The following is a 23,685-nucleotide window of genomic DNA, read 5'->3' as shown; positions in this document are numbered from 1 at the left end:
CGCCGGCGAATCGGCGCTCAGCGCCACGTGGTTGTCCGGCCGCACCAGCACCACCCCCGCCCGGCCCTCCATGCCCTACGCCCTGCGGGCGTGCTCCTCCCCCGGCCCGAGCCGGACCGTGCGCACCCCCTCGGGGAAGGTGCCTCCCGCCCCGAAGTCGAGCACCGTGAAGTGCGGCCCCGCGAGCGTTTCGAAGAGCCGGCCGCCGCCCGTCAGGGGCGCGTCGGGCGCGCGGTGGCCCGCCAGGGGGCCGTCGCCGGCGAGCGTGCTCCAGTCGTAGTGCACGCCGAGGGTCGTCACGTCGTCGGTGACGACCGCCTCGGTGCCGACGCCGGGCCGCCGCACTCCTTCCCTTACGGCCCGCAGGCGCTCGTCCGTCAGCTTCAGCGTCCAGGCGGCGACCGGCAGCCGCTCCTCCTCGTACGTGTCGAGCAGGTCTTCCCCCGCCCGGCCGCCCAGCACGTGTGCCAGCTTCCAGCCCAGGTTGTACGCGTCCTGGATGCCGGTGTTCATGCCCATGCCGCCGGCTATGGAGTGGACGTGGGCAGCGTCGCCTGCGAGGAAGATGCGGCCGATGCGGAAGCGGTCGGCCATGCGGACGTTGATGCGGTAGGTGGACATCCACCGCACGTCCGTGAGGCGCACTCCGGGGACGCGGGCGTGGCGGTCGAAGAGGCGCTGGAAGGAGGCGAGGGAGGCGGGCAAGGGGCGGCCTTCCGCGTCGCGTTCGGGGCCGGCCTGGAGTTGCCAGTGGTCGTCGCCGGGGAAGGGGCAGAGCATGACGGCGCCGTCCTCGTCGAACCACTGGTGCCAGTAGGCCGGGTCCAGGCCGTCGGCGCGGACATCACCGATGACCATGCATTCCTCGGCCTCGGTCCGGCCCTCGAACCCCACCCCGAGGGCCTTGCGCACCGTGCTGCGGCCGCCGTCGCAGGCGGCGAGGTAGGAGGCCGACACGCTGCGCCCGTCGGCGAGGCGCCCCGTCACCCCGTGTTCGTCCTGCTCGAAGTCGACCAGTTCGGAGCCGAGTTCGACGTGGACGCCGTATTCGGCGAGCTTGTCGCGCAGGATCTCCTCGGTGCGCCACTGGGGGATGAGCAGGCCGCTGGCGTACGGCATGTCGGGGGTGGGGACGCGGTCACCGAAGGAAGCGTGGTCGGCCACGGCGACGCCGCCGCGGTACTTGCGCAGGGTGATGTGCTCGCTGCCGGAGGCGGTGGCGGCCTCCCCCACGCCGAGGTCGTCGAAGATCTCCCGGCTGCGCTGGTTGAGCCCCTTGCCCCGCGAACCGCGGTGGAACTCGGGGGACTTGTCGATGATGCGCACGGGGACTCCGGCGCGGGCGAGCGTGATGGCGAGGGTGAGCCCGGTCGGCCCGGCACCCGTGATCAGTACGGCGGTCATGGGTCCATGAAAGACCCGCCCGGCAGAAAATACAACCGGGTAACAAAAGTTTCCGAGTAACGACGAATCCTGCTAGGGTGGCCTCGTGAGCGAGGAGACACCCGGGACGGGCCTGCGGGAGCTGAAGAAGCAGCGCACGCGCCAGGCGCTGTCCGACACGGCGATCGAGCTGTTCCTCAGGCGCGGGTTCGACGAGGTCTCGGTCGCGGACGTGGCGGCGGCGGTGGAGGTGTCCAAGCCGACGCTCTTCCGCTACTTCCCTACCAAGGAGGATCTGGCCCTCCACCGCATCTCCGACCACCAGGGCGAGGCGGCCCGCGTCGTGCGCGAGCGCTGCGCCGGCCAGGCGCCGCTGGCCGCGCTGCGGATGCACTTCCACGAGCGCCTGGACGCCCGCGACCCGGTCACGGGCCTGTGCGACGTGCCGGAGGTGCTGGCCTACCGCGACATGCTCTACTCCACCCCGAGCCTGCAGGCCCGGCTCATGCTCTACAGCGCCGAGGACGAGCGGGCGCTGGCGGAGGCGCTCGTGCAGACGGGGCCGGCGGACGAGGTGACGGCGAAGCTGGCCGCGGCGCAGATCGTCGCCGTCCACCACGTCCTGGCCCGCACCAACTGGCACCGGTTGGCGGCGGACCGCCTCACCGGCGCCGTGGTGCGCACGGCCCACGCCGACGCCGACCGGGCCTTCGACCTGCTCGACTCGGGCCTGTCGGCCATCAGCCGCTGAAGGGCGCCCGCCCGGGGGTGCTCACTCGTTGGGTTCGACGCCCGCGCGCCGCAGGCCGTAGGCGTAGGCGTCGTCCAGGGCCTGCCAGGAGGCGGCGATGACGTTCTCGCCGACGCCGACCGTGGACCACTCGCCGCTCTCGTCGCTGGTGGAGACCAGCACCCGGGTGGTCGACCCCGTGCCCAGGCTGCCTTCCAGGATGCGCACCTTGTAGTCCGTCAGCTTCAGCGAGGCGAGCTGCGGGTAGATGCGCTCCAGCGCGCTGCGCAGCGCCCGGTCGAGGGCGTTGACGGGGCCGTTGCCCTCGGCGGTGGCGACGATGCGCTCGCCCTTGGCCCACAGTTTCACCGTCGCCTCGTTGGCGTGCGTGCCGTCGGGGCGGTCCTCGACGATGGCGCGCCAGGACTCCACCCGGTAGTAGCGGCGGGTGCGGCCCTCGACCTCCTCGCGCATCAGCAGTTCGAAGGAGGCGTCGGCGGCCTCGTAGCTGTAGCCGGCCAGCTCGCGTTCCTTGACGCGGGCGACGATCCGGCCGATCAGTTCGCGGTCGCCGCCCAGGTCGATGCCGAGTTCCTTGCCCTTGAGCTCGACGGAGGCGCGGCCGGCCATGTCGGAGACGAGCATCCGCATGGTGTTGCCGACCCGCTCGGGGTCGATGTGCTGGTAGAGGTCGGGGTCGACCTTGATGGCCGAGGCGTGCAGCCCGGCCTTGTGGGCGAAGGCGGACAGGCCCACGTAGGGCTGGTGGGTGGCGGGGGTGAGGTTGACGACCTCGGCGATGGCGTGGGAGATGCGGGTCATCTCGACCAGCTTGCCGGGCGGCAGGACGCGCCGGTCGTACTTCAGCTCCAGGGCGGCCACGACGGGGAAGAGGTTGGCGTTGCCGACGCGCTCGCCGTAGCCGTTGGCGGTGCACTGCACGTGTGTGGCGCCCGCGTCGACGGCGGCCAGGGTGTTGGCGACCGCGCAGCCGGTGTCGTCCTGGGCGTGGATGCCCAGGCGGGCCCCGGTGTCGGCGCGCACGGTCCGTACCACCGCCTCGACCTGGGCGGGGAGCATGCCGCCGTTGGTGTCGCACAGGACGACGACGTCGGCGCCGGCCTCGTGGGCGGTGCGCACGACCTCGGTGGCGTAGCCGGGGTTGGCGCGGTAGCCGTCGAAGAAGTGCTCGCAGTCGACGAAGACGCGGCGGTCGTGGGCGCGCAGGTGCCGCACGGTGTCGCGGATCATGGCGAGGTTCTCGTCGAGGGTGGTGCGCAGGGCGAGTTCCACGTGGCGGTCGTGGGACTTGGCGACCAGTGTGACGACGGGGGCCTGGGAGTCGAGGAGGGCGGCGACCTGGGGGTCGTCCTCGGCGCGGGCGCCGGCCCTGCGGGTGGCGCCGAAGGCGACCAGCCGGGCGTGGCGGAAGTCGATCTCCTGGCGGGCGCGGCGGAAGAACTCGGTGTCCCGGGGGTTGGCGCCGGGCCAGCCGCCCTCGATGAAGCCGACCCCGAAGTCGTCGAGGTGCCGGGCGATGGTCAGCTTGTCCGCCACGGTGAGGTTGATGCCCTCGCGCTGGGCCCCGTCGCGCAGGGTCGTGTCGAAGACGTGGAAGCCGTCGTCGGGGCGGTCGGTGGCGTCGTTGGCGTCCGTGGCGCCTGTCGTTGCTGACATGGCTGGTGTGACTCCTGTCGATCTCGGTCTACCGGAATGACCGGTTCCACCGTCCCCCTATCCTCCCGCACACGGCCCGCTCCCGGCGAGGGTGGCCGGGAAACGAAAAGACCTCTCGCGGGTGCGAGAGGTCTGCGCGCGGGTCTGGGACGACGGTGTCCGCGGCGCACGGGTGGTGTGCCGCGGTCACTGCGGACCGGCGCGCTAGCTGCCCATAATCATGGCGAGCGAGAGCATGGACGGCATCCAAGCACGTTCCGGTCCGCCCGTGCCGCACGGTCTCACGATGCGGGCACCCGTGTCGGCTCCCCGGCCTCCTCGCCCCGCCGCCCCACCCGGGTGAGATCGGCGTCCCGGGTCTCGCGCATCGTGAGGTAGACGACCAGCGACACGGCGGCACAGCCCGCCACGTACCAGGAGAAGCCGGACTCCATCCCGCTGTTCTTGAACCACAGGGCCACGTACTCCGCCGTACCGCCGAAGAGCGCGTTGGCGATCGCGTACGGCAGCGCCACACCCAGGGAGCGCACGGCCGTGGGGAAGAGCTCGGCCTTCACGCAGGCGTTGATCGACGTGTAGCCGGTGACCACGACCAGCGCCAGCAGGGACAGGCCGAGCGCCGGCCAGAAGGACCCGGCGTGCTTGAGCATGGCCATGATCGGCACGGTGAGGAAGGTGGCCCCGACCGCGAAGGTGATCAGCAGCGGGCGCCGGCCGATCCGGTCCGACAGCGCCCCGGCCAGCGGCTGCAGGCAGGCGAAGACCAGCAGCGCGCAGAAGCTCACCAGCGTCGCCGTCTGCTTGGGCAGCCCGGCGGAGTTGGACAGGTACTTCGTCAGGTAGGTGGTGTACGTGTAGTAGGCGACCGTGCCGCCCATGGTCAGGGCGATGACCAGCAGCGCCTCGCGCTTGTGCCGCAGCAGGGCGCGGATGGTGCCGCGCTCCTCGTCCGCCTCGGCGCCGCTCGCCTCGTAGGCGTCCGTCTCCAGCATCGAGCGCCGCAGGTAGAAGATGACCGCGGCGCCGAGCGCGCCCACGACGAAGGGGACGCGCCAGCCCCAGTCGTGCAGCTCGGCGCTGGTGAGGGTGTGCTGCAGGACGATCAGCAGCCCCAGGCCCAGCAGCTGGCCGGCCGTCATCGACACGTACTGGAAGCTGGAGGCGAAGCCGCGCCGGCCGGGCGCCGACGCCTCGGTGAGGTAGGTGGCGCTGGCCGCGTACTCGCCGCCGACCGACAGCCCCTGCAGCAGCCGGGCCACCAGCAGCACGAACGCGCCGCCGTACCCGGCGACCGCGTATGTCGGGGCGACGGCGATCAGCACGGCGGACGCCGACATCAAGGTGACGGTCAGCGTGAGCGCCGCCTTGCGGCCGCGCCGGTCGCCCACCCTGCCCAGCAGCCAGCCGCCGACGGGCCGCATGAAGAAGCCGACGGCGAAGATGCCGGCGGTGTTCATGAGCTTGGCGGTGTCGTTGCCCGCGGGGAAGAAGGAACCCGCGAAGTAAGTGGCGAAACTGGCGTAGACGAACCAGTCGAACCACTCGACCATGTTGCCGGCCGAGCCGATCCATATCTTCTTCCAGTGCTGTTCCATGGACGATCACGGTGCTGGAACGGCACTGCGGCGACAAGGGCCCGGCCGGCAACGATCCCGCGTACTTGCGTGCGTTGCGTACGCGGCGGGGGGTATGGGCTCAGCCCAGGCGGTGCATCCAGCCGTGGGTGTCCTCGGCGGCGCCGGTCTGGATGTCCAGCAGGGCCTTGCGCAGCCGCATGGTCACCTCGCCCGGCTTCCCGTCGCCCACCGTCCAGTTGCCGGTGGTGGACTTCACCGAGCCGACCGGCGTGATGACGGCGGCGGTGCCGCAGGCGAAGACCTCGGTGAGGGTGCCGTCGGCGTTGCCGTCCTTCCAGTCGTCGACCGAGATGCGGCCCTCGGAGACCTCGTAGCCGAGGTCGGCGGCGATCTGCAGCAGCGAGGCGCGGGTGATGCCGGGCAGCAGGGTGCCGGTCAGGCTCGGGGTGACGATGCGGTTGCCGTACACGAAGTACAGGTTCATCCCGCCCATCTCCTCGATCCAGTTGCGCTCCACGGCGTCCAGCCAGACCACCTGGTCGCAGCCGTGCTCGGCGGCCTGCGCCTGGGCGACGAGGGAGGCGGCGTAGTTGCCCGCGCACTTGGCGGCGCCCGTGCCACCGGGAGCGGCGCGCACGTACTCCTGGGACAGCCACACCGACACCGGCTTCACGCCACCGGGGAAGTAGGCGCCGGCGGGCGAGGCGATGACGACGAAGAGGTACTCGTTCGAGGGACGCACGCCCAGGCCGACCTCGGTGGCGAACATGAACGGCCGAAGGTACAGCGACTGCTCGCCGGAGGCGGGCACCCACTCCTTGTCCTGGCGCACCAGCACGTCGCAGGCCTCGATGAAGGTCTCGACCGGCAGCTCGGGCATGGCCAGGCGGCGGGCGGAGGCGGCGAAGCGCTTGGCGTTCTCCTCGGGGCGGAAGGTGGCGACGGAGCCGTCGGGCTGCCGGTAGGCCTTCAGGCCCTCGAAGATGGCCTGGGCGTAGTGCAGCGTCATGTTCGCCGGATCGATCGACAGCGGCGCGTACGGCACGAGCTGGGCGTCGTGCCAGCCGCGGCCCTCGGTCCACTTGATAGTCACCATGTGGTCGGTGAAGTGCCGGCCGAAGCCGGGAGCGGCGAGGATGCGCTCGCGCTCCGCCTCGGGCAGCGGGTGCGAGGAGGGCATGAGCTCGATCGTGGGCGTCGTCATGGATGCGTGTCCTTCACCTCGTGTGTGGCGGACCGCGCTCGCTCTGCCCCGCAAGGGGGCCTGGGGACTGAAGAGCTTCTTCGCCATGTCGCGGCCCCTCGTTCGATTATCGCTCGTGAGGGGCCCCACGGAAAACGCGCGCGGCCGGTAGGGATGGTGGCAGCCGGCCGTGCGCTGCGGCAACGGCCGGGCTCAGGCCGGTACGGGCCCGCCGGGGGCGGTGGCCGTGACGCGCGCGACCAGCGCGTCGCCCACCTCGTCGGTGCTGCGTACGCTCCCGTCGCGGGCGGCGACGTCCGCGGCGACCGCGTCCTCGACGCGGGCGGCCTGCGCCTCGTACCCGAGGTGGCGCAGCAGCAGCGCCACGGAGAGCACGGTGGCGGTGGGGTCGGCCTTGCCGCTGCCGGCGATGTCGGGCGCGGAGCCGTGGACGGGCTCGAACATCGAGGGGTACGTGCCCGCCGGGTTGATGTTGCCGGAGGCCGCCAGGCCGATGCCGCCGGTGACGGCCGCGGCCAGGTCGGTGAGGATGTCGCCGAAGAGGTTGTCGGTGACGATGACGTCGAAGCGCTCCGGCTGGGTGACGAAGAAGATCGTCGCCGCGTCGACGTGCAGGTAGTCGGTGGTGACCTCGGGGTACTCGCGGCCGACGGCGTCGAAGACGTTCTTCCACAGGTGCCCGGCGTGCACCAGGACGTTGTTCTTGTGCACGAGGGTCAGCTTCTTGCGCGGGCGGGCCTGGGCGCGCTCGTAGGCGTCGCGGACGACGCGCTCGACGCCGTAGGCGGTGTTGACGCTGACCTCGGTGGCCACCTCGGCCGGGGTGCCGGTGCGCAGGGAGCCGCCGTTGCCGGTGTAGGGGCCCTCGGTGCCCTCGCGGACGACGACGAAGTCGATGCGCGGGTCGCCCGCCAGCGGCGTCGCGGTGCCCGGCAGGAGCCGGGCCGGGCGCAGGTTGACGTAGTGGTCGAAGGCGAAGCGCAGCTTGAGCAGCAGGCCCCGCTCCAGCACGCCGGAGGGCACGGACGGGTCGCCGACGGCGCCCAGCAGGATCGCGTCGTGCCCGGCCAGGCTCGCGAGCTCGGCGTCGGGCAGCGTCTCGCCGGTGGCGTGCCAGCGGCGGGCGCCGAGGTCGTACTCGGTGGTCGTGAGCCGGACGTCCGAAGGGAGCGCTGCGCCAAGGACCTTGAGGCCCTGGGCCACGACTTCGGGGCCGATGCCGTCACCGGGGATCACTGCGAGGCGAATGCTGCGGGACATGGAAGGGACCGTACTCCTTGTCCCGCCTGATGACACGCACCGTCCAGAATGCGGACCGGTGTGCGAGCCGGTCAGGCGTCTTTCCCTTGAATTCGCCGAAAATATGTGTGCCGTCCTCCCGGTCCTGGCACCGTGCGGGACATGGACACGGGCATGGACACACCACGCGTAGGCATCCCGGACCGGCTGGCGCGCCGGATGACGATGGCCGAGCAGCACGAGTACCTTCGCGCCAGGTTCACCAGACGCGGCCTGCTGCGGGCCGGAGCGGCCACGGGGGCGCTCGCCGGCACCGGGCTGCTGACGACGGGCGCGGGGGCCGCCGTCGCACGGCAGGCGGGGCCCACCCCCGCACCGACCGCACCGGCCCCCACCCTGATCACCGCGCCCGCGACCGGCCGGGTGGACGGCTCCCTCGTGGCCCCCTTCGGCCGGCACCTGGCCTTCGGCGCGGACCCGCGCACCCAGATGCGCATCTCCTGGCAGGTGCCCTTCGCGGTGCGGCGGCCGTTCGTCCGGGTGGGCCTGAAGCCCTGGGAGCTCGACCGGCGCATCCCCGCCGAGGTCCGCGCCCTGCACACCCCGCCGCTGAGCAAGAAGCTGCCCGCCGTCGACCAGGTCTTCCTGCACGCCGCCCTCGACGGGCTCGTCCCCGGGCAGACGTACTACTACGGCGTCGGGCACGACGGCTTCGACCCGGCCGACGCCCGCCACCTGGGCACGGTCGGCTCCTTCCGCACCGCCCCGGCGCATCCGGAAAAGTTCGTCTTCACCGCCTTCGGCGACCAGGGCGTCAGCTACCACGCGCTGGCCAACGACCAGCTGATCCTGGGCCAGAACCCGGCCTTCCACCTGCACGCGGGCGACATCTGCTACGCCGACGACAGCGGGGCGGGCAAGCCGGAGGACGTCTACGACGCCCGCGTGTGGGACCAGTTCCTGGCCCAGACCGAGTCGGTGGCCGCCCGGGTGCCGTGGATGGTGACGACCGGCAACCACGACATGGAGGCGTGGTACTCCCCCAACGGCTACGGCGGCCAGAGCGCCCGCTGGACGTTGCCGGACAACGGCTTCGACCCCTGGCACTCCCCCGGCGTCTACTCCTTCGTCCACGGCAACGTCGGCGTCGTCGCCCTCGACGCCAACGACGTCTCGTACGAGATCACCGCCAACACCGGCTACAGCGGCGGGCGGCAGACCCGCTGGCTGGAGCGGCGGCTGCGGGAGCTGCGGGAGCGCGACGACGTCGACTTCATCGTGGTCTTCTTCCACCACTGCGCCTTCTCCACCACCAAGGGCCACGCCTCGGACGGGGGTGTGCGCGACGTGTGGGTGCCGCTGTTCGAGAAGTACACGGTGGATCTGGTCGTCAACGGCCACAACCACGTCTACGAGCGCACGGACGCCATCCGGCACCGGCGCGTCCAGCGCACGGTGCCGCTCGGCGGTACGACCGACCCGGTGCGCGACGGCATCGTGTACGTCACGGCGGGCGGGGCCGGAAAGTCGCTGTACGACTTCCCCGTGCCGGACAGCTACGAGGGCCACGTCCACGACGTGGAGAGCGTGTCCAGCTACTACTGGCGCAAGGGCAAGGAGAAGGTCACCGAGCAGGTGGAGTGGTCGCGGGTGCGCTACACCGGCTACTCGTTCCTCGCGGTGGAGTGCGAACCGGGCCGCCGGCCGCGGATGCGCGTGACGGCGCTGGCCGAGAGCGGGGCCCGGGTCGACCACTTCGACATCGTGCGCTCGGAGGAGCCGGCCCGGTAGGGCCCAAAGGGGCGCGGGGAACTGCGCGATCAGCCACCCACGGCCTGCAGCCGAGGCACGGCCCGCATCTGCGGGCGCGTTGTGGCTTGTCGCGCAGTTCCCCGCGCCCCAATGGGGCGCTAGTGACCGGTGACGCCGCCGTTGTCTCGGCGGTCCAGGGCACGCTGCAGCGCGGCGGCGGCGTTCATCCGGTCGGCCTCGCGCTGGGCGCGCTCGGTCGTGCGGCGACGGGGGCGGCGGGCGGTGGTGGTCTCGGGCATGGGCACGTCTCCTTCGCGAGTCCTGGAGGGGATGCGGGATAAGCGCCGTCAGGGGCGGGGGCCTGCGGTGCCGCAGGGGTCACCTGCGCGGTGGCACGCGGCCGCGACCGCGGATCGCTCGATGGAGCGGGCGTTCGGCTGTTCTCAACGCTAAGGCAGCGGGTGCACGATGTCCCGCCTATTACTCGGACTTCCTACTATCTGAGACGGCCCGTGCGCCACATGGAACCGCCCCCCGCCCCGGCTGGGGGGCCGGGGCGGGGGGCGGTGCTCACGGGGGCGTCAGCCCATGTGGGGGTAGCGGTAGTCCGTCGGGGGGACCAGCGTCTCCTTGATGGACCGGGTCGAGACCCAGCGCAGGAGGTTGGTCGCGGCACCGGCCTTGTCGTTGGTGCCGGACGCGCGGCCGCCGCCGAAGGGCTGCTGGCCGACGACCGCACCGGTCGACTTGTCGTTGATGTAGAAGTTGCCGGCGGCGAAGCGCAGCTTCTCCATGGTGTGCGCGGCCGCGGCGCGGTCCGCGGCGATGACCGAGCCGGTCAGCGCGTAGGCGGACACCGACTCCATCTGCTCCAGCATGGCGTCGTACTGGTCGTCCTCGTAGACGTGGACGGCCAGGATCGGGCCGAAGTACTCGGTCGTGAAGACCTCGTTCTCCGGGTCGGTGCACTCGATGACGGTCGGGCGCACGAAGTAGCCGACCGAGTCGTCGTACGTGCCGCCGGCGACGATCGTGCAGGACGGGTCGGCCTTGGCGCGGTCGATCGCGGCCTTGTTCTTGGCGAAGGAGCGGTCGTCGATGACGGCGCCGATGAAGTTCGACAGGTCGGTGACGTCACCCATGGTGATGCCGTCGACCTCGGCGGCGAACTCCTCCTTGAAGCCGTCCTCCCAGATGGAGCGCGGGATGTAGGCACGGGAGGAGGCCGAGCACTTCTGGCCCTGGAACTCGAAGGAGCCGCGGGTCAGCGCGGTCTTCAGCACGGCGCGGTCGGCGCTCGGGTGGGCGACGACGAAGTCCTTGCCGCCGGTCTCGCCGACCAGGCGCGGGTAGGACTTGTAGTTCTCGATGTTGTTGCCGACCGTCTTCCACAGGTACTGGAAGGTCTTGGTCGAGCCGGTGAAGTGGATGCCGGCCAGCTCGGGGTGGTTCAGGGCCACCTCGGAGACGGCGATGCCGTCGCCGGTCACCAGGTTGATGACGCCCTTGGGCAGGCCCGCCTCCTCCAGCAGCTGCATCAGCAGCACGGCGGAGTGGGTCTGGGTGGGGGACGGCTTCCAGACGACCACGTTGCCCATGAGGGCCGGGGCGGTCGGCAGGTTGCCGGCGATGGCGGTGAAGTTGAACGGCGTGATCGCGTAGACGAAGCCCTCGAGCGGGCGGTGGTCGCTGCGATTCCACACGCCGGCGGAGTTGGCGACCGGCTGCTCGGCCAGGATCTGGCGCGCGAAGTGGACGTTGAAGCGCCAGAAGTCGACGAGCTCGCAGGGCGTGTCGATCTCGGCCTGCTGGGCGGTCTTGGACTGGCCCAGCATGGTGGAGGCGGCCAGCGTCTCGCGCCAGGGGCCGGCCAGCAGCTCGGCGGCGCGCAGGATGATCGCGGCGCGGTCGTCGAAGGACATCGCGCGCCAGGCCGGGGCGGCGGCCAGGGCGGCGTCGATGGCGTCCTGGGCGTCCTGCCGGGTCGCGTGGTGGAAGGTGCCCAGCACGGCGGCGTGGTTGTGCGGCTGGACGACCTTGAACGGCTCGCCGCCGCCCATGCGCTTGACGCCGCCGATGGTCATCGGCAGGGCGATCGGGTTGGCGGCCAGCTCCTTGAGCTTGGCCTCGAGGCGTGCGCGCTCGGCGGAACCGGGGGCGTAGCCGTGCACCGGCTCGTTGACCGGCGCGGGGACCTGGGTCACAGCGTCCATGGGTGCCATGTCTCCTAACGGGTTACGGGGGTCGGGGGGAGGCTCAGCCCTTGGTGAGGATCGAGCGGGCGAAGAACATCAGGTTGGCGGGCTTCTCGGCCAGACGGCGCATGAAGTAGCCGTACCAGTCGGTGCCGTAGGCCGTGTAGACGCGCATCCGGTGGCCTTCGGCGGCCAGGCGCAGGTGCTCGTCGCTGCGGATGCCGTAGAGCATCTGGAACTCGTACTCGTCCATGGCGCGGCCGGCCTGGCGGGCCAGCTCCTTGGTGATGGCGATCAGCCGCGGGTCGTGCGAGCCGATCATCGGGTAGCCCTTGCCCGCCATCAGGATCTTGAGGATGCGGACGAACGCCTTGTCGATCTCGGCCTTGTCCTGGTAGGCGACCGAGGCGGGCTCCTTGTAGGCGCCCTTGACGATGCGCACGCGGCTGCCGGCCTCGGCCAGGCGGCGGGCGTCGTCCTCGGTGCGGAACAGGTACGCCTGGATGACGCAGCCGGTGTCGGGGAAGTCCTTCCGCAGCTCCTCGTGGATGGCGAACATCGAGTCGAGGGTGGTGTGGTCCTCGGCGTCCAGCGTAACCGTCGTGCCGATGGCGGCGGCGGCCTCGACGACGGGGCGGACGTTGGCCAGGGCGAGCTCGTGGCCGCCCTCCAGGGCCTGGCCGAACATCGACAGCTTGACGGACATCTCGGCGCGGGTGCCGAGGCCCAGCTCCTTCAGGCGCCCGATCAGCTCCAGATAGGCGTCGCGCGCGGCGTAGGACTGCTCGACGGTGGTGATGTCCTCGCCCACCACGTCCAGGGTGACCTCGAGGCCCTTGGCCGCGGCGTCCTCGACGACGGGAATGACCTGGTCGACGGTCTCGCCCGCGATGAAGCGGTCGACGACCTGCTTGGTGCCCGGGGCAGCCGAGACGAAGCGGCGCATCTTGTCGCTGCGCGACGCAGCGAGGATCACGGGACCCAGCACGGGCACCTCCACGATGACGGCCGTTCCCACCTGGGGGGACGGCATAAGAAACTCATCGTGAAACGTAGGGTTCACGCCATATTGACGGCCATCGACAGCTGTCACGCATTCGTGGCCGGGATCTCAGACATCTGTATGACAATGATGACCGACGAATGGAGAAAGGAGCGCAGCGCGGCATGCGTGGCGAGTATCAGCAGCTCGTGGACGAGATCTCGGCGGCGCTGGGCGCTCCGGCGACCCTGGAGGACCGCGACTTCGGCCTGATCGCCTTCGGCGCGCACGGCGGGGACGACGACCTCGAGCTGACGATGGACCCGGTGCGCACGCGCTCGATCCTGCAGCGGCGGTCGACCGCGGCGGTACGGGCGTGGTTCGAGGCGTTCGGCATCGCCCGGGCCCAGGCGCCGCTGCGCATCCCGCCGGATCCCGCCGCGGGCGTCTTCAAGGGCCGCATCTGCCTGCCGGTGCGGCACGGCGGCGTGGTGCACGGCTACGTGTGGCTGCTGGACGACGGGCACCTGGCCGAGCTGGACCTCGCCGAGCCCTTCGCCGACCCCCGGCTGGCCCATGCGATGGAGACCGCTGCGCGGATCGGGGCACTGCTGGCGGCCGAGGCCCGCTCCGGTGCGGAGCTGGGCGAGCTGCTGCGGGAGCTGCTGACCGCCCGGCCGGCCGCGCGCGAGGCGGCGGCCGGGGCGCTGCGCGAGGCGCTGGGTGCGGCGGCCGACGGGCCGCTGGCGCTGGTGGCGGTCACGCCCTGGCGGGCGGGCGACGGCGCGGGCGGGGACGAGCCGGCGGGGACGGAGGGCGCGGGGTCCGCGCTGGCCGCGCAGTCGGGTGTGGCGGCGCTGTGCGCGGTGCCGGAGGCGCTGCCGGACGGCTCGGCGGCACTGGCCGCACTGGTGCGGCTGCGGGCCGCCTCCTCCCCCGCCCCGGCCCTGACCGCGGCGGACCGGCTGCTGCGCTCGCCGCGGGCGGGCCTGCCGGCCGGGCCGCAGGCGGTGCCGGCGGCGGGGATCGGCACCCCGCGCCGGGGCCTGGCGGAGCTGCCGCAGGCCTGGGAGGAGGCGCTGTCGGCGGCCCGGGCGGCCGGGGCCGAGCAGCGGCTGGGCCCGGTGGCGCAGTGGGCGGACATCGGGCCGTACCGGGTGCTGACCGGGCTGCCGGCCGGGCGGGCCGCGGATCCGGCGGTGGCGCCGCTGCTGGCGCCGGCGTACACGGAGCTGGCCCGCACGGCGGAGGTGTACCTCGACTGCGCCGGCCAGGCGGGCCGCGCGGCGGCGGCCCTGGGCATCCACCGGCAGACGCTGTACTACCGGCTGGGCCGGGTGGAGCAGCTGACGGGCCTCGATCTGGACGAGGGCGAGGACCGCCTGCTGCTGCACATGACGCTCAAGGCCGCCCGTCTGCGGCGGCCCTGACGGCTCACTCCTGCACGGTGATGGCCTGCACGGGGCAGCCGCGCACGGCCTCGCGGACCATGGGGTCGCCGGCGCCGTCCTCCTTGCCGGGCAGGACGGTGCCGAAGCCGTCGTCGTCCTGGGTGAAGACGCCGGGTGCGTTGAGGGCACACATGCCCGAGCCGATGCACACCTCGGAGTCGATGGTCACGCGCATGGCGGTCCTCCGTTCTCCGGTCACCAGGTGACCGGGAGTGAGTAGAGACCCTGCAGGGTGCCGCCCGGCTTGGCGGGCAGCTCGTCCGGGCCAACGGCCAGGCGCAGGGTGGGGATACGGGCGAAGAGGGTGGACAGGGCGATTTCCATCTCGGCACGGGCGAGGTTCTGCCCGAGGCACTGGTGCGGCCCGAAGCCGAAGGCCAGATGATGGCGGGCCGAGCGGCGTACGTCCAGGGTCTCGGGCCCGGGGTAGACGGCGGTGTCGCGGTTGGCCAGGGAGGGCACGACGACGACGCCGTCGCCGGCCCGGATGGTGTGGCCGCCGAGTTCGACGTCCTCGGTGGCGACGCGCACGAGCGCGTCGGCGATCGTCAGGTAGCGGAGCAACTCCTCGACGGCACCGGGCATCAGGGCGGGGTCGGCGCGCAGGGCGGCGAGCTGGTCGGGGTGACGCAGCAGGGTGTACGTGCCGAGGGCGATCATGTTGGACGTGGTCTCGTGCCCGGCGACCAGCAGGATCAGGGCGATGAGCACGAGCTGGTCCCGGTCGGTGCCGCCGTTCTTGCGGCCCTGTTCGATGAGTTCGCCGAGCAGGCCCGGGCCGGGGCCGCCGGGCTGCCGCTGCTTGTCCTCGACGAGCCGGCGCAGGTAGTCCAGCAGCGCGTTGCGGGCCCTGACGGCGTCGTCCGCGGTGATCGAGGCGAGCAGCTCGCGCGAGCGGGCCTCGAAGTACTCGTGGTCGGCGTAGGGCACGCCGAGCAGATGACAGATGACCATGGACGGCACGGGCAGGGAGTAGGCCGAGACGAGTTCGGCGCCGGGGCCTTCGGCGAGCATGGTGTCGATCAGGCCGTCGACGATCTCCTGGATGCGCGGGCGCAGGGCGGCGATGGTGCGGTGGCCGAAGTGCGGGATGAGCGGGCGGCGTTCCTCGGCGTGCCGGGGGTCGTCGACGCCGAGGAGCGGGGTGCGGATGGTGGCCTGCTGCTCCGCCCGGGGCACCACGACGGGGAAGTGGGGGTCCTGGCGGTCGGAAGAGAAGCGCTGGTCGGCGAGGACGGCGCGGGCCTCGGCGTGGCCGGTGACGGCCCACACCAGGCTGCCGTCGTAGAGGGTGACGCGGGTGACGGGTCCGCCGGCGGCCACGTCGGCGTAGCCGGCGGGCGGGGCGTAGGGGCAGGTGCGGTCCTGCGGGAAGGCAGGGGCGTCGGAGGGGGCGGTGGCGCGGGATCCTGCGGCGGTCATGGGCAACCTCCCGGTCGGCACTGACTAGTGTCCTCAGGCAATCAAGTAGACCCCCGCGCCGCGCCCGCCGTCCAGCCTCCTGCAGCCCGCCCGTTCACTCCCCGGCCGCGCCCAGCACCGTACCCTCCAGGATCCGGCGCATCCCCTCGACGAGGTCGGCTCCGCTGCCGACCGCCGCGGGATCGATGGTCCACTGCACCCACATGCCGATGAACACGGAGTGGTAGAGGGCGCCGGCGGTGCGCGCCACCTCATCGGGAACGTCCCGGTCGTCCACCCCTTCGAAGATGGCCACCATGCCGCGCCGGCCCTCCGGCATCACGCCGGCGAACCGCTCCTTGAGCTCCGGATGCTTGGCCAACTGGCCCACCACCTCCAATTGGGCGGCCCAGAACGCGCCGTCCTGCGCGAAGCTCTCCTTGATGCGCTCGAACACCAGGGCGACGCGCTCCTCGCGGGGGACCGAGGCGTCCGTCGCGATGCCGGTCAGCGACCGCCCGACCCCCTCCCCCCACTCCTCGGTCAGGGCCATGAACGCCTCCATCATCAGGGCGTCCTTGGAGCCGTAGTGATAGCCGATGGAGGCGAGGTTGGCGCCGGAGGCGGCCACGATGTCGCGCGCGGTGGTGCGCACCCAGCCCTTGTCCAGCAGGCAGTGCTTGGCGCCTGCCAGCAGATCTTCGCGGTGTCCCATGCGTCCGCAGCGTAGTCGCGCGCCCATACGAACGTCCAAGACGGACGTCTTATACGACCGTCATAGACAAGCGTTTAAGACAACCGTATAGTCGTGGCCATGACGAACTCCGGCGCACCTCTGGCCGGGCGCAGGGAGTGGACGGCCTTCGTCGTCCTCCTGCTGCCCCTCCTCCTTGTCTCGATGGACGTCTCCGTCCTGTTCTTCGCGATCCCGGCGATCAGCGAGTCGCTGCACGTGACCGGCACACAGCAGCTGTGGGTCTTCGACATCTACGCCTTCGCCCTCTCCGGGCTGCTGATCACCATGGGCTCGCTCGGCGACCGCATCGGCCGCCGCAAACTGCTGCTCCTCGGCGCCGCCGCCTTCGGCACCGCGTCCGTGGCCGCCGCCTACGCGCAGAACGCGGAGATGCTCATCGCCGCCCGGGCCGTACTCGGCATCGGCGGGGCCACCTTGATGCCGAGCACGATGGCGCTGGTGCGCACCCTGTTCCGCAACGACAAGCAGCGCACCCTGGCCATCGGCATCTGGTCGGGCGCCATGGCCGGTGGCATCGCGCTGGGCTCGGTGATGGGCGGCCTGCTGCTGGAGCAGTTCTGGTGGGGCTCGGTCTTCCTGGTCAACGTGCCCGCCATGGTGCTGCTGCTGATCCTCGCGCCCCTGCTGGTACCGGAGTCCAAGGACCCGGCCCCGGGCCGCTTCGACCTGCTCAGCGTGCCGCTGTCGATGGCGGCGGTGCTGCCGGTGACGTACGGCATGAAGGAAATCGCCGCGGACAACGCGGTGAGCGCCGTCCCGCTGCTGTCGATCGCCGCCGGGCTCGTCGTGGGCTGGTTCTTCGTCCGCCGCCAGCGCACCTGCCGCCACGCGATGATCAGCCCCGAGCTCTTCCGGCACCGCGTCTTCGGCGCCGGCATCACCGTCAACACCCTCGCCGCGTTCGGGATGATGGGCTCGACGTACTTCACCACGCAGTACCTGCAGGGCGTGCTCGGCAAGGGCCCGCTGGAGGCGGCGCTGTGGAGCATCGCGCCGTCGCTGGTGATCGGCGCCACCGGACCGCTGTCCACCGCGCTCGCACAGAAGGTGGACCGGGCGTACGTCATCGCCGGCGGGTTCGTCGTCGCCGCGGCCGGCTTCGCCCTGCTCGCGGTGGCCGGCACCCACGCCCTGTGGACCGTCCTGATCGCCGCCGCCGTCATCGGCTGCGGCATCATCACGGTGATGTCCCTGGTCTCCGACATGGCGCTCAGCGCCACCCCGCTGGAGAAGGCCGGCACCGCCTCTTCCCTGATGGAGACGGGCCAGGAGTTCGGCGGCGCCCTGGGCATGGCGGTCTTCGGCTCGATCGGTACGGCCGTCTACCGCGACGAGGTCCCCGGCGCCCTGCCCGCCACGCTGCCGCAGGGCGTGGCCGGCGCGGTGCGCGAGACGCTGGGCGCGGCGGCGGGGGCCGCGCGGCAGCTGCCACGGGCTACGGGCGAGGCGGTGCTGGACGCGGCCCGCGAGGCCTTCACCCACGGCATGCACCTGGCCGCACTCGGCGGCGCCGCGGTCTTCGTCCTGGCGGCCGCCTTCACGGTCCGCGCCCTGCGCGGGCTCGGCGGCGCCGCCGAGCCCCTCGCTTAGCGGCACCAGGGCGCCCCGTAAGGGGCGCGGGGAACTGCGCGACAAGCCACGACGCGCCCGCAGACGAAGTGCCGTGCTTCGGCCGGGCCGCCGGGGTGGCGCGTTGCCTGCGGGCCGTCGGTGGCCGATCGCGCAGTTCCCTGCGCCCCTTCGGGGCACTGCAGGGCACGCCAGGGCGAAGGGCCCGGTCCGCACCCTCACAGGTGCGGACCGGGCCCTTCGCCGTACGCCCTGTCTAGTCGGCCAGGTTGACCGCGCGGGCGTAGTTCGCTCCGACCTCCTGGGCGATCTCCGCCAGCACCGGCGCCGGGATCGACTCGTCGACGGTGAGCGCGACCAGGGCCTCTCCGCCCTCGGTGGCCCGGGAGACCTGCATGCCCGCGATGTTGATGCCGGCCTCGCCGAGGATGCGGCCGAGCGTGCCGACCACGCCGGGCCGGTCGGCGTAGCGCAGGAACGCCATGTGGTCGGCGAGGGCGAGGTCCACGTCGTGCTCGCCGACGGCCACGACCTTCTGGATGTTGCGGGGGCCGGCCAGCGTGCCGGAGACCGAGACCTCGGAGCCGTCGGAGAGCGTGCCGCGCACGATGACGACGTTGCGGTGGTCGGCGGACTCCGAGCCGGTGGTCAGCCGCACCTCGACGCCGCGCTCCTGGGCGAAGAGGGGGGCGTTCACGTAGGAGACCGTCTCGTCGACGATGTCCTCGAAGACGCCCTTGAGCGCGGACAGTTCGAGCACCTTGACGTCGTGCTGGGTGATCTCGCCGTACACCTCGACGTCGAGGCGCACCGCGACCTCGCCCGCCAGGCCCGTGAAGATCCGGCCGAGCCGCTCGGCGAGCGGCAGGGCGGGCTTGACGTCCTCGGCGATGACGCCGCCCTGGACGTTGACGGCGTCCGGGACGAGCTCGCCGGCCAGCGCCAGGCGCACCGACTTGGCGACCGCGATGCCGGCCTTCTCCTGCGCCTCGCCGGTGGAGGCGCCCAGGTGCGGGGTGGCCACCACGGTGTCGAAGTCGAACAGCGGCGAGTCCGTGCACGGCTCGACGGCGTAGACGTCCAGGCCGGCGCCGGCGACCCGGCCCTCCTTGAGGGCACTGGCCAGGGCCGCCTCGTCGACGATGCCGCCGCGGGCGGCGTTGACGATGCGCACGCCCGGCTTGACCTTGTGCAGGGCCTCGTCGCCGATCAGACCGAGGGTCTCGGGCGTCTTGGGCAGGTGGACGGTGATGAAGTCGGCGCTCTCCAGCAGCTCGTCGAGGGAGACGAGCTTGACGCCCATCTGCGCGGCGCGGGCCGGCTGGACGTACGGGTCGTAGGCGACGATCTTCATGCCGAACGCGGCCATCCGCTGGGCCACGAGGACGCCGATGCGGCCGAGGCCCACCACGCCGAGGGTCTTCTCGGCGAGCTCGACGCCGGTGTACTTCGACCGTTTCCACTCCCCGCGCTTGAGCGCGGCGTTGGCCTGGGGGATGTTGCGGGCGGTGGCCAGGAGCAGGCCGCAGGCGAGCTCGGCGGCGGTGACGATGTTGGACGTCGGGGCGTTGACGACCATCACACCGGCCTTGGTGGCGGCGGAGACGTCGACGTTGTCCAGGCCGACGCCGGCCCGGGCGACGACCCGCAGGCGCTTGGCCGCGGCGACGGCCTCGGCGTCGATGCGGGTCGCGGAGCGCACCAGCACGGCGTCGACATCGGCGATGGCGGGCAGCAGCTGGGCGCGGTCGGCGCCGTCGCAGTGCCGGATCTCGAAGTCGGGGCCGAGGGCGTCGACGGTCGCGGGCGAGAGCTCTTCGGCAATCAGAACGACGGGCTTGCGTGACGAGGCAGCAGGGCTCACGGTGACTCAGTCCTCACTGTTCCTTCGCAGACGGCCGTCCCGACGGCCGAAGGCGGTGAAGGGGGGCAGCCGCGTGGAAGACGCACGACGCTGTGAGCCTGACGCGTTGTGCGAAGCAGTGTATCGGCACTTCCGGGTGGCGTTTCCGCCTTCTCGCAAGGATCACAGCCGGGCGGCGGGGCGACAGCGGCGGGCGGGGCCGCGGCGAGCGCCGCGGCCCCGCCCGGAGGAGGTCACTCCTTGTCGTCGACCCAGCTCATCAGCTTGCGCAGCTTCTTGCCGGTGGTCTCCAGCAGGTGGTCCTCGTCGGCCTTCTTGTACTCGTTGTACTTGGGCAGGCCGGCCTGGTACTCCTTCATCCAGTTCTCGGCGAAGGTGCCGTCCTGGATCTCGCCGAGGACCTTCTTCATCTCGGCCTTGGTGGCGTCGTTGACGATGCGCGGACCGGTGACGTAGTCGCCCCACTCGGCGGTCTCGGAGACCGACCAGCGCATCTTCTCCAGGCCGCCCTCGTACATCAGGTCGACGATGAGCTTCAGCTCGTGCAGGCACTCGAAGTAGGCGATCTCCGGCTGGTAGCCGGCCTCGACCAGGGTCTCGAAGCCCGCCTTGACCAGGGCGGAGGCACCGCCGCAGAGCACCGCCTGCTCGCCGAAGAGGTCGGTCTCGGTCTCCTCGGTGAAGGTCGTCTTGATGACGCCGGCGCGGGTGCCGCCGATGGCCTTGGCGTAGGAGAGGGCGAGCGGGAAGGCACTGCCGCTCGCGTCCTGCTCGACGGCCGCGATGCACGGGACGCCGCGGCCCTCCTCGTACTGCCGGCGCACCAGGTGGCCCGGGCCCTTGGGGGCGACCATGCACACGTCGACACCGGCCGGGGGCTTGATGAAGCCGAAGCGGATGTTGAAGCCGTGGCCGAAGAAGAGGGCGTCGCCGTCCTTGAGGTGGTCCTTGACGGACTCCTCGTAGACCTTGGCCTGGACCGGGTCCGGCACCAGGATCATGATGACGTCGGCCTCGGCCGCGGCCTCGGCGGGGGTGACCACGCGCAGGCCCTGCTCCTCGGCCTTCGTCCGGGACTTCGAGCCCTCCGGCAGGCCCACGCGGACGTCGACGCCCGAGTCGCGCAGGGACAGCGCGTGGGCGTGGCCCTGGCTGCCGTAGCCGAGGACCGCGACCTTGCGGCCCTGGATGATGGACAGGTCGGCGTCGTTGTCGTAGAAGAGCTCGGCAGCCACTTGGGGGTATCTCCTTGTTTCCGGTGTGGGTCGAATCCCGGTTCGCGTCCCACCGTATGACGGGCGGTCGCGGGGCGGTCCGGGGGTAGGGGGTTTGCTGTGCCCGCTCAGGCCGAGCGGTCCAGGGCGCGCAGGCTGCGGTCGGTGATGGAGCGGCCGCCTCGCCCTATCGCGATGGTGCCGGACTGCACCAGTTCCTTGATGCCGAACGGCTCCAGCATCTTGAGCATGGCGCCGAGCTTGTCGCTGCCGCCGGTGGCCTCGATGGTGACGGCCTCCGGGGAGACGTCGACGGTCTTGGCGCGGAAGAGCTGGACGATCTCGACGATCTGCGAGCGCGTGTCGTTGTCGGCGCGCACCTTCACCAGGACGAGCTCGCGCTGGATGGCGGCGCTGTCCTCCAGCTCCACGATCTTCAGCACGTTGACGAGCTTGTTGAGCTGCTTGGTGACCTGCTCCAGCGGCAGCTTCTCGACGTTGACGACGATGGTGATGCGGGAGATGTCGGGGTGCTCGGTCACCCCGACGGCGAGGGAGTCGATGTTGAAGCCGCGGCGGGAGAACAGTGCGGCGACCCGGGCGAGGATGCCGGGCGTGTTCTCCACCAGGACGGAGAGCGTGTGCTTGGTCATGGGATCGGTCTTCCGTTTCCTCGGCGTGTGCCGTGCGGTGATGGCCGTCGGTCGTCCGTCAGTCGTCGTCGATGCCGTCGAAGTCCGGGCGCACGCCGCGGGCTGCGAGGATCTCGTCGTTGGAGGTGCCGGCGGCGACCATCGGCCAGACCATGGCGTCCTGGTGGACGATGAAGTCGACGACGACCGGGCGGTCGTTGATGGCGTTGGCCTGCTCGATCACCGCGTCCAGCTGCGCCGGGTCCTCGCAGCGCAGGCCCACGCACCCCATCGCCTCGGAGAGCTTGACGAAGTCCGGGACGCGCGTGCCGGCGCACGGCTCGGTGCCGGCGGCCTCGGGGCCGGCGTGCAGGACGGTGTTGGAGTAGCGCTGGTTGTAGAAGAGCGTCTGCCACTGGCGGACCATGCCCAGCGCCCCGTTGTTGATGATCGCGACCTTGATCGGGATGTTGTTCAGCGCGCAGGTGACCAGCTCCTGGTTGGTCATCTGGAAGCAGCCGTCGCCGTCGATCGCCCACACCGTGCGCGCGGGCATGCCGGCCTTGGCGCCCATCGCGGCGGGGACCGCGTAGCCCATCGTCCCGGCGCCGCCGGAGTTGAGCCAGGTCTGGGGCTGGTCGTAGTCGATGTAGTGCGCGGCCCACATCTGGTGCTGGCCCACGCCGGCGGTGAAGATCGTGCCCTCGGGAGCGAGCTGCCCGATGCGCTGGACCACCTGCTGGGGGGCCAGGCTGCCGTCCTCCGGCTTGTCGTAGCCCAGCGGGTACGTCTGCCGCCAGCGCTCGAGGTCCTCCCACCACTGGCCGTACTCGCAGGCGTGGCCCTCGGCCTGCTCGGCGCGCACGGCCGCGATCAGGTCGGTCAGCACCTCGCGGGCGTCGCCGACGATGGGCACGTCGGCGGTGCGGTTCTTGCCGATCTCCGCCGGGTCGATGTCGGCGTGCACGATCTTCGCGTACGGCGCGAAGGAGTCCAGCCTGCCGGTGACGCGGTCGTCGAAGCGGGCGCCGAGCGCCACGATCAGGTCGGCCTTCTGCAGCGCGGTCACCGCGGCGACCGAGCCGTGCATGCCCGGCATGCCCAGGTGCTGCGGATGGGTGTCGGGGAAGGCGCCGAGCGCCATCAGCGTCGTGGTCACGGGGGCGCCGGTCAGCTCGGCGAAGGCCCGCAGCTCCGCCGTGGCCCCGGCCTTGAGCACGCCGCCGCCGACGTAGAGCACCGGGCGCCGGGCCTGGGTGATGAGCTTGGCGGCCTCGCGGATCTGCTTGGCGTGCGGCTTGGTGACGGGCCGGTAGCCGGGCAGGTCGGTGTGCGGGGGCCAGGAGAAGACCGTCTGCGCCTGCAGCGCGTCCTTGGCGATGTCGACCAGCACCGGGCCGGGGCGGCCGGTGGAGGCGACGTGGAAGGCCTCGGCGATCGTGCGCGGGATCTCGGCCGGGTCGGTGACCAGCCAGTTGTGCTTGGTGATCGGCATCGTGATGCCGCAGATGTCCGCCTCCTGGAAGGCGTCCGTGCCGATGGACTTCGAGGCGACCTGACCGGTGATGGCCACCAGCGGCACGGAGTCCATGTGGGCGTCCGCGATGGGGGTGACCAGGTTGGTCGCGCCCGGGCCGGAGGTCGCCATGCACACCCCGACCTTGCCGGTGGCCTGCGCGTAGCCGGTGGCCGCGTGACCGGCGCCCTGCTCGTGGCGCACCAGCACGTGGCGGACCTTCGTGGAATCCATCATCGGGTCGTAGGCGGGCAGGATCGCGCCGCCGGGGATGCCGAAGACGACCTCGGCGCCGACCTCTTCCAGGGAGCGGATGAGGGACTGCGCACCCGTGACGTGCTCGGTGATGGGCTGCTGGGAGGCCGCACCACCGCGGGGCCGCGGGTGCGGATGATGGTGAGCGCCGGGGGCCTGCTCTGTCATCGACTCTTCTCTTCTCGGAGACAGGAACGAACGAAAACAGGAAACAAAAAACCCCTCGTGCCGTAAGGCAAGCGAGGGGAGCGCGTCGGGGTGGTCGGCAGGTCCGGAGGGGACGGCCT

At 71.7% G+C, this 23,685-nt stretch carries 19 protein-coding genes; 4 read left to right on the top strand and 15 right to left on the bottom strand.

What is annotated here, in order from left to right; translation table 11 throughout:
* Positions 1-75 precede the first annotated feature (75 nt).
* Positions 76-1,404 (bottom strand): FAD-dependent monooxygenase, encoded by a 1,329-nt coding sequence (locus tag ABD361_RS15550; protein ID WP_344435865.1) that lies wholly within the window; start codon positions 1,402-1,404, stop codon positions 76-78.
* 85 nt (positions 1,405-1,489) lie between these two features.
* Between ABD361_RS15550 and ABD361_RS15545 the strand changes: the two genes are divergently transcribed.
* Positions 1,490-2,134 carry a TetR/AcrR family transcriptional regulator gene (locus tag ABD361_RS15545; protein WP_344435864.1) on the top strand — a complete coding sequence of 215 codons (645 nt, stop codon included), beginning with the start codon at positions 1,490-1,492 and terminating at the stop codon, positions 2,132-2,134.
* Between the two features lie 21 nt (positions 2,135-2,155).
* Here the strand turns inward: ABD361_RS15545 and cimA are convergent, their stop codons facing one another.
* The 4 genes from cimA to ABD361_RS15525 all read right to left on the bottom strand — a co-directional run bounded on the left by cimA (position 2,156) and on the right by ABD361_RS15525 (position 7,831).
* Positions 2,156-3,790, bottom strand: a complete 1,635-nt coding sequence (cimA, locus tag ABD361_RS15540) for a citramalate synthase (protein WP_344435863.1) — start codon at positions 3,788-3,790, stop codon at positions 2,156-2,158.
* Between the two features lie 281 nt (positions 3,791-4,071).
* The gene (locus ABD361_RS15535; RefSeq protein WP_344435862.1) at positions 4,072-5,385 is read right to left on the bottom strand and encodes an MFS transporter; all 1,314 of its coding nucleotides are present in this window, start codon (positions 5,383-5,385) and stop codon (positions 4,072-4,074) included.
* Positions 5,386-5,485: 100 nt separating this feature from the next.
* Positions 5,486-6,571 carry a branched-chain amino acid aminotransferase gene (locus ABD361_RS15530; protein ID WP_344435861.1) on the bottom strand — a complete coding sequence of 362 codons (1,086 nt, stop codon included), beginning with the start codon at positions 6,569-6,571 and terminating at the stop codon, positions 5,486-5,488.
* Between the two features lie 192 nt (positions 6,572-6,763).
* The gene (locus ABD361_RS15525; RefSeq protein ID WP_344435860.1) at positions 6,764-7,831 is read right to left on the bottom strand and encodes a 3-isopropylmalate dehydrogenase; all 1,068 of its coding nucleotides are present in this window, start codon (positions 7,829-7,831) and stop codon (positions 6,764-6,766) included.
* Between the two features lie 153 nt (positions 7,832-7,984).
* On the opposite strand from ABD361_RS15525, the gene ABD361_RS15520 reads away from it, so the two are divergent.
* Positions 7,985-9,601, top strand: coding sequence for a purple acid phosphatase family protein (locus ABD361_RS15520; RefSeq protein ID WP_344435997.1), 1,617 nt, complete (start codon positions 7,985-7,987; stop codon positions 9,599-9,601).
* A 119-nt stretch (positions 9,602-9,720) separates the two neighbouring features.
* On the opposite strand, the gene ABD361_RS15515 is transcribed toward ABD361_RS15520, so the two are convergent.
* The 3 genes from ABD361_RS15515 to ABD361_RS15505 all read right to left on the bottom strand — a co-directional run bounded on the left by ABD361_RS15515 (position 9,721) and on the right by ABD361_RS15505 (position 12,745).
* On the bottom strand, positions 9,721-9,861 hold the full coding sequence (locus ABD361_RS15515; RefSeq protein ID WP_344435859.1) for a hypothetical protein: 141 nt from the start codon (positions 9,859-9,861) through the stop codon (positions 9,721-9,723).
* A 282-nt stretch (positions 9,862-10,143) separates the two neighbouring features.
* Positions 10,144-11,775, bottom strand: a complete 1,632-nt coding sequence (pruA, locus tag ABD361_RS15510) for an L-glutamate gamma-semialdehyde dehydrogenase (protein WP_344435858.1) — start codon at positions 11,773-11,775, stop codon at positions 10,144-10,146.
* A gap of 43 nt (positions 11,776-11,818) precedes the next feature.
* Entirely contained in the window at positions 11,819-12,745 is a 927-nt protein-coding gene (locus ABD361_RS15505) for a proline dehydrogenase family protein (RefSeq protein WP_344435996.1), read from the bottom strand.
* 179 nt (positions 12,746-12,924) lie between these two features.
* Between ABD361_RS15505 and ABD361_RS15500 the strand changes: the two genes are divergently transcribed.
* Positions 12,925-14,169: a PucR family transcriptional regulator gene (locus ABD361_RS15500; protein WP_344435857.1), complete on the top strand. Its 1,245-nt coding sequence runs from the start codon at positions 12,925-12,927 to the stop codon at positions 14,167-14,169.
* Positions 14,170-14,173: 4 nt separating this feature from the next.
* Here the strand turns inward: ABD361_RS15500 and ABD361_RS15495 are convergent, their stop codons facing one another.
* From ABD361_RS15495 to ABD361_RS15485, 3 genes are all read right to left on the bottom strand, one after another.
* Positions 14,174-14,365 (bottom strand): ferredoxin, encoded by a 192-nt coding sequence (locus tag ABD361_RS15495; RefSeq protein ID WP_344435856.1) that lies wholly within the window; start codon positions 14,363-14,365, stop codon positions 14,174-14,176.
* Between the two features lie 20 nt (positions 14,366-14,385).
* Positions 14,386-15,612 (bottom strand): cytochrome P450, encoded by a 1,227-nt coding sequence (locus ABD361_RS15490; RefSeq protein ID WP_344435855.1) that lies wholly within the window; start codon positions 15,610-15,612, stop codon positions 14,386-14,388.
* A 94-nt stretch (positions 15,613-15,706) separates the two neighbouring features.
* A complete protein-coding gene (locus tag ABD361_RS15485; protein ID WP_344435854.1) occupies positions 15,707-16,306 on the bottom strand; it encodes a TetR/AcrR family transcriptional regulator in 600 nt (199 codons plus the stop codon).
* A 99-nt stretch (positions 16,307-16,405) separates the two neighbouring features.
* Here ABD361_RS15485 and ABD361_RS15480 point away from each other — a divergent pair, with 99 nt between their 5' ends.
* Positions 16,406-17,938, top strand: a complete 1,533-nt coding sequence (locus ABD361_RS15480) for an MFS transporter (RefSeq protein ID WP_344435852.1) — start codon at positions 16,406-16,408, stop codon at positions 17,936-17,938.
* Between the two features lie 235 nt (positions 17,939-18,173).
* On the opposite strand, the gene serA is transcribed toward ABD361_RS15480, so the two are convergent.
* The 4 genes from serA to ABD361_RS15460 all read right to left on the bottom strand — a co-directional run bounded on the left by serA (position 18,174) and on the right by ABD361_RS15460 (position 23,566).
* The gene (serA, locus tag ABD361_RS15475) at positions 18,174-19,781 is read right to left on the bottom strand and encodes a phosphoglycerate dehydrogenase (RefSeq protein ID WP_344435851.1); all 1,608 of its coding nucleotides are present in this window, start codon (positions 19,779-19,781) and stop codon (positions 18,174-18,176) included.
* A 233-nt stretch (positions 19,782-20,014) separates the two neighbouring features.
* Positions 20,015-21,016 (bottom strand): ketol-acid reductoisomerase, encoded by a 1,002-nt coding sequence (ilvC, locus tag ABD361_RS15470; RefSeq protein ID WP_344435850.1) that lies wholly within the window; start codon positions 21,014-21,016, stop codon positions 20,015-20,017.
* A 107-nt stretch (positions 21,017-21,123) separates the two neighbouring features.
* Positions 21,124-21,648 carry an acetolactate synthase small subunit gene (ilvN, locus tag ABD361_RS15465; RefSeq protein ID WP_344435849.1) on the bottom strand — a complete coding sequence of 175 codons (525 nt, stop codon included), beginning with the start codon at positions 21,646-21,648 and terminating at the stop codon, positions 21,124-21,126.
* 58 nt (positions 21,649-21,706) lie between these two features.
* Positions 21,707-23,566: an acetolactate synthase large subunit gene (locus ABD361_RS15460; RefSeq protein ID WP_344435848.1), complete on the bottom strand. Its 1,860-nt coding sequence runs from the start codon at positions 23,564-23,566 to the stop codon at positions 21,707-21,709.
* Positions 23,567-23,685: the final 119 nt, after the last annotated feature.

Source organism: Streptomyces luteosporeus, assembly GCF_039532865.1.
Taxonomy (GTDB): Bacteria; Actinomycetota; Actinomycetes; order Streptomycetales; family Streptomycetaceae; genus Streptomyces; species Streptomyces luteosporeus.
Note: the sequence above shows the minus strand (reverse complement) of the source record. Positions and strands in the feature narration are given on the sequence as shown.

Coding starts and splice junctions, on each gene's coding strand:
- ABD361_RS15550 (WP_344435865.1), bottom strand. CDS start 1,404: ATGACCGCCGTACTGATCACGGGTGCCGGGCCGACCGGGCTCACCCTC.
- cimA (WP_344435863.1), bottom strand. CDS start 3,790: ATGTCAGCAACGACAGGCGCCACGGACGCCAACGACGCCACCGACCGC.
- ABD361_RS15535 (WP_344435862.1), bottom strand. CDS start 5,385: ATGGAACAGCACTGGAAGAAGATATGGATCGGCTCGGCCGGCAACATG.
- ABD361_RS15530 (WP_344435861.1), bottom strand. CDS start 6,571: ATGACGACGCCCACGATCGAGCTCATGCCCTCCTCGCACCCGCTGCCC.
- ABD361_RS15525 (WP_344435860.1), bottom strand. CDS start 7,831: ATGTCCCGCAGCATTCGCCTCGCAGTGATCCCCGGTGACGGCATCGGC.
- ABD361_RS15520 (WP_344435997.1), top strand. CDS start 7,985: ATGGACACACCACGCGTAGGCATCCCGGACCGGCTGGCGCGCCGGATG.
- ABD361_RS15515 (WP_344435859.1), bottom strand. CDS start 9,861: ATGCCCGAGACCACCACCGCCCGCCGCCCCCGTCGCCGCACGACCGAG.
- pruA (WP_344435858.1), bottom strand. CDS start 11,775: ATGGACGCTGTGACCCAGGTCCCCGCGCCGGTCAACGAGCCGGTGCAC.
- ABD361_RS15500 (WP_344435857.1), top strand. CDS start 12,925: ATGCGTGGCGAGTATCAGCAGCTCGTGGACGAGATCTCGGCGGCGCTG.
- ABD361_RS15495 (WP_344435856.1), bottom strand. CDS start 14,365: ATGCGCGTGACCATCGACTCCGAGGTGTGCATCGGCTCGGGCATGTGT.
- ABD361_RS15490 (WP_344435855.1), bottom strand. CDS start 15,612: ATGACCGCCGCAGGATCCCGCGCCACCGCCCCCTCCGACGCCCCTGCC.
- ABD361_RS15485 (WP_344435854.1), bottom strand. CDS start 16,306: ATGGGACACCGCGAAGATCTGCTGGCAGGCGCCAAGCACTGCCTGCTG.
- ABD361_RS15480 (WP_344435852.1), top strand. CDS start 16,406: ATGACGAACTCCGGCGCACCTCTGGCCGGGCGCAGGGAGTGGACGGCC.
- ilvN (WP_344435849.1), bottom strand. CDS start 21,648: ATGACCAAGCACACGCTCTCCGTCCTGGTGGAGAACACGCCCGGCATC.
- ABD361_RS15460 (WP_344435848.1), bottom strand. CDS start 23,566: ATGACAGAGCAGGCCCCCGGCGCTCACCATCATCCGCACCCGCGGCCC.